The 4,882-nt window shown below is 73.2% G+C and carries 3 protein-coding genes; 2 read left to right on the top strand and 1 reads right to left on the bottom strand.

The genetic code is table 11. The features are described 5' to 3' along the window. Positions 1 to 24: 24 nt before the first annotated feature. A complete protein-coding gene (locus ACFXB5_RS52675; RefSeq protein ID WP_385223025.1) occupies positions 25 to 1,710 on the bottom strand; it encodes a PucR family transcriptional regulator in 1,686 nt (561 codons plus the stop codon). 202 nt (positions 1,711 to 1,912) lie between these two features. Here ACFXB5_RS52675 and ACFXB5_RS52670 point away from each other — a divergent pair, with 202 nt between their 5' ends. After that, on the top strand, positions 1,913 to 3,172 hold the full coding sequence (locus ACFXB5_RS52670) for an aspartate aminotransferase family protein (RefSeq protein ID WP_385223022.1): 1,260 nt from the start codon (positions 1,913 to 1,915) through the stop codon (positions 3,170 to 3,172). Between the two features lie 88 nt (positions 3,173 to 3,260). Further along, complete coding sequence (locus ACFXB5_RS52665; RefSeq protein ID WP_385223020.1) at positions 3,261 to 4,733, top strand: NAD-dependent succinate-semialdehyde dehydrogenase; 1,473 nt, start codon at positions 3,261 to 3,263, stop codon at positions 4,731 to 4,733. The last annotated feature ends 149 nt before the right edge of the window (positions 4,734 to 4,882 follow it).

The following is a 4,882-nucleotide window of genomic DNA, read 5'->3' as shown; positions in this document are numbered from 1 at the left end:
GGCCGGCCGTGGCGCGTCGCCGTCTCAGGACGGGGCCGGGCCCCGGGACAGCCGCAGCAGACGGAAGGCGGTGAGCGCCACATGGAGCTGGGTGCGCTGCTCACCCGACTCCAGATCGCAGCCCAGCACCCGCTCCACCGAGTGCAGCCGCTGGTAGAACGCCTGCCGGGACAGATTCGCGCGCTTGGCGGCCACCGTCTTGTTGCCCGCCGCGTCCAGGAAGGTGTGCAGCACCGGCAGCAGATCGGTGCCGTGCCGCTCGTCGTAGTCCACCAGCCGCCCCAACTGCCGCTCCACGAACTCCTGGAGCCGCACATCGCCGCGCAGCGCGTACAGCAACTGCCGCAGCCCGATGTCGGACAGCTCGTGGAACGCCTTGTCCGGCGTCCCCGGAACGGCGGCGTCCGCGACCCGCGCCGCCTGCTGGAACGACCGGGCGGTCTGCGACAGGTCCGACACCTCCGAGCCGACGCTGATCACGGCGTCCGGCCGGAACTCCCGCACCGACCGGCTCAGCCGCTCCACCAGCGGCCGCCAGGGCGTGGCGGCGGTGAGGGCCAGCAGCACCCCTATGTGGTCACCGGGCACCGCGCCGACCAGTACGGCGGCCCCGGCCGCCCCCAGCTCGTCCGTCAGCCGGTCCTCCAGCTCGGTCGTCTCCCCGGCGCCGGGCCCGGGGCTGACCAGCACCACCATCAGCCGGCGGCCCGCGACCGGCACGCCCAGCGCCTCGGCCCTGGCCCGGGCCTCGCCCCTGGAGCGGCAGCGCTGCTCCACCAGGTCAAGCAGCAGCGTGCGCTGGGCCCGCCGCTCCCAGCGGGTGTGATGGGTGAGCCGGGCGATGGTCAGGGCCGTGGCGGTGCGCTCCAGGACCATCGCGTCCTCGGGGCCGACCGCCGGGTCCCGGGCCCCGTCCGGGAGCATCAGCAGCCGCCCCCATCGCTCGCCCCGGTACTCCACCGCGGTCACCAGCCAGTCCTCCGGACCGCTCAGCCCGGTCCGGTCGGGTGAGGGCGTGGCGCGCGAACGCCGCTCCCAGCCGGTCAGCGCCCCCTCCACCCCGCGCCCCGGTGAACCGCAGATGACGGCCTGGTGCACCAGGTTCTCCAGCACCACGGGGTGCCCGCTCATCTCGGCCGCCATGTCCACCACCTCCTCCGGCCCGGCGCCGCGCAGGGTCAGCGCGGTGAAGGTGTCATGGACGTCCTGGGCCCGGCGCAGGCTCTCCACCTGACTGCCGACGATCAGGGAGTGGAGCACCTGGGTGACCTCCACGAAGTTCACCGTCCGCGAGAGCAGGACGAGCGGGAAGTCCCGCGCCAGACACGCCCGAACCAGCTCCGAGGGCGGCCGGTGGTAGCGCCGCACCAGCTCGATGACCAGCCCGGCGGCGCCGACGTCCGCGAGCTCGTCGACATACCGGCGGACCAGCGCCGGATCCTCGGGCAGCGGCATCCCGGTGGTCAGCACCAGCTCCCCGCCCTTGAGGAAGGACGCCGGGTCCAGCAGCTCGGTGATGTGGACCCAGCGGACCGGCCGGGCCAGCTGCCCATGGCCGGAGACCACCTCCGGCGCCCCGGCGGCCAGCACCGGAAGCCGCAGCACCTCGGCGAGGCTGAGCGGCGGGCGCCCCGGGATCCGCGGGGGCTCGGCGGGCCGGGTCAGCGGCCGTCCGGCAGCGTCGTACGCGGTGCCGCCGGAGCCGTTCATGCAGCTCACTCTGGCAAGCCCGCACGCCGAACGCAACCACGATCCCGGCCGGCCTCTTGACAGGGACCGTCCCCGGGGTCGTTGACAGATCGTCCATAGCGATCACCACCCCGCGACACAGTGATCATTGTCCTGACCGGGTCCGCCCCCTCACCCTCGAAGTGTCCGAGCGCATCGTCGACCCGTGGGTGTGGGAGAGAACATGACCAATCTGTCGCCGCAGCTCCGTCAAGCCACTCCGGTGGTCGCCGTCCGCGGAGAGGGCGCCTACGTCGACGGCGAGGACGGTCGGCGATACCTCGACTTCACCGCGGGCATCGGCGTCACCAGCACCGGGCACTGCCATCCGCGGGTCGTCGCCGCCGCCCAGGAGCAGGTGGGCACCCTCATCCACGGCCAGTACACGACCGTGATGCACCCGCCGCTGCGGCGGCTGGTCGAGAAGCTGGGCGAGGTGCTCCCCGCGGGCCTCGACAGTCTGTTCTTCAGCAACTCCGGCAGCGAGGCCGTGGAGTCGGCCCTGCGTCTGGCCCGCCAGGCCACCGGCCGGCCCAACGTCCTGGTCTGCCACGGCGGATTCCACGGCCGCACCGTGGCCGCCGCCTCCATGACCACCTCCGGAACCCGCTTCCGGTCCGGTTTCTCGCCCCTGATGAGCGGCGTCGTGGTGACCCCGTTCCCCACGGCCTACCGCTACGGCTGGGACGAGGAGACCGCGACCCGGTTCGCCCTGCGGGAGCTGGACTACGTCCTGCAGACCATCTCCCCGCCCGACGACACCGCCGCGATCATCGTCGAACCGGTGCTCGGCGAGGGCGGCTATGTGCCCGCCACCGAGGGGTTCCTGCAGGGCCTGCGGGAGCGGGCCGACCGCCATGGCTTCCTGCTGATCCTGGACGAGGTGCAGACCGGGGTGGGCCGCACCGGACGGTTCTGGGGCCATGACCACTTCGGCATCCGCCCCGACATCCTGGTCACCGCCAAGGGGCTGGCCAGCGGCTTCCCGCTGTCCGGCATCGCCGCCTCCGAGGAACTGATGAGCAAGGCCTGGCCCGGCTCGCAGGGTGGCACCTACGGCGCCAACGCCGTGGCCTGCGCGGCGGCCGTCGCCACCCTCGACGTGGTCCGCGAGGAGAACCTCGTGGCCAACGCCGAGGCCATGGGGGCGCGGCTGCGCAGGGGTCTGGAGGACGTGGCCGCCAAGACCCCCGCCATCGGCGATGTGCGCGGCCTCGGCCTCATGCTGGCCAGCGAGTTCGTCACCGCCGACGGCGAGCCGGACCCGGCGACCGCGGCCCGGGTGCAGCGCGCCGCCGTGGACGAAGGGCTGTTGCTGCTCCTGTGCGGCGCCTGGAACCATGTGGTCCGGATGATCCCCGCCCTCGTCGTCGACGAAGCGGCGATCGACGAGGGTCTGCGCGCCTGGTCCGCCGCCGTCAGCGCCGGAACAGCGGACTCCTGACGCGCACCGCACATCACCCACGGGAGCCCGATCCGCCCGCCGGTCCGAACCCCTCGGACCGGCGGCGGTCCGATAGGAGATTGCCCCTATGTCCACCCCCTCGTACCCTTCGGCCGCCGAGGTCCTCGCCGCGGTGCCCAAGCAGCTCTACATCGCCGGGTCGTGGTCCGACGCGGCGGGCGGCCAGACCATGCCGGTCGACGACCCGGCCACCGGTGAGGTGCTGTGCGACGTCGCCGACGCCGCCCCCGCCGACGGGCAGCGCGCCCTGGCCGCGGCCGAGGAGGCCCAGGAGAAGTGGGCGGCCACCGCGCCCCGCGCGCGCAGCGAGATCCTGCGCCGCGCCTATGAGCTGATCATGGAGCGGGCCGACGCGCTCGCCGCGCTGATGACGGCCGAGATGGGCAAGCCGCTGGCCGAGGCGCGCGGAGAGGCGGCCTACGCCGCGGAGTTCTTCCGCTGGTTCTCCGAGGAGGCCGTGCGCGTCGAGGGCGGGTTCTCCACGCTGCCGGACGGCAAGAACCGCATGCTGCTGATGCGCCGCCCGGTCGGCCCCTGTCTGCTCATCACGCCGTGGAACTTCCCGCTGGCCATGGGCACCCGCAAGATCGGCCCGGCGATCGCCGCGGGCTGCACCATGGTGCTCAAGCCCGCCCCGCAGACCCCGCTGTCCAGCCTGGCGCTCGCCGGGATCCTGGAAGAGGCGGGGCTTCCGGCCGGGGTGCTCAACGTGGTCACCACCTCCCGCGCGGGAGAGGTCGTGGAGCCGCTGCTCACCGGCGGACACATCCGCAAGCTCTCCTTCACCGGCTCCACCCAGGTCGGCCGCACCCTGCTCGCCCAGAGCGCGTCCGCGGTGGTCCGCACCTCCATGGAACTCGGCGGCAACGCCCCCTTCATCGTCTTCGAGGACGCCGACCTCGACGTCGCGGTCGAGGGCGCCATGACCGCCAAGATGCGCAACATGGGCGAGGCGTGCACGGCGGCCAACCGCTTCTTCGTCCACTCCTCCGTGGCGGCCGAGTTCGCCGACCGGCTGGCCCGCCGCATGGGCGCGCTGGAGGTCGGCCCCGGCAGCCGCCCCGGTGTCCAGGTCGGGCCGCTCATCGACCGGGCGGGGCGTACCAAGGTCGAGGAGCTGGTCGCGGACGCCGTGGCACGCGGCGCCGAGGTCCTGGTCGGCGGCAGCACCCCCGAGGGCCCCGGCTGCTTCTACCCGCCCACGGTGCTCACCGGCGTCTCCCCGGCCAGCCGGCTGATGGAGACCGAGATCTTCGGGCCGGTCGCGGCCGTGCTCACCTTCGACGACGAGGACGAGGCCCTCGCCACCGCCAACGACACCGAATGGGGCCTGGTGGGCTATGTGTTCACCCAGGACCTCAACCGCTCGCTGCGGGTGAGCGAACGGCTCGAGGTCGGCATGGTCGGCCTCAACACCGGACTGGTCTCCAACCCCGCGGCCCCCTTCGGCGGCGTCAAACAGTCCGGGCTCGGACGCGAGGGCGGCCGCGTCGGCATCGACGAGTTCCTGGAGTACAAGTACGTCGCGGTGCCGGTCTGACCGCCGCCACACCGCTAGGCCCTGTCCGGCGGATCTTCGCGGATCAGCCCGCGGCGTCTGGTGCGGTGCATCGCAAGGCGGAGGGTCGTCCTCGTACCGGGTTGTACTCGGACGATCCCGACAACGCAGCGAGGTGCCGTGCCAGGCGT

It is taken from the genome of Streptomyces sp. NPDC059455 (assembly GCF_042750115.1).
GTDB lineage: Bacteria > Actinomycetota > Actinomycetes > Streptomycetales > Streptomycetaceae > Streptomyces > Streptomyces endocoffeicus.
The sequence above is the reverse complement of the archived record's forward strand: the minus strand, read 5'-3'. Positions and strand labels throughout refer to the sequence as shown.

Bases quoted from the DNA above. Each gene is read 5' to 3' on its own strand.
- ACFXB5_RS52675 (WP_385223025.1), bottom strand. From the start codon at position 1,710: ATGAACGGCTCCGGCGGCACCGCGTACGACGCTGCCGGACGGCCGCTG.
- ACFXB5_RS52670 (WP_385223022.1), top strand. From the start codon at position 1,913: ATGACCAATCTGTCGCCGCAGCTCCGTCAAGCCACTCCGGTGGTCGCC.
- ACFXB5_RS52665 (WP_385223020.1), top strand. From the start codon at position 3,261: ATGTCCACCCCCTCGTACCCTTCGGCCGCCGAGGTCCTCGCCGCGGTG.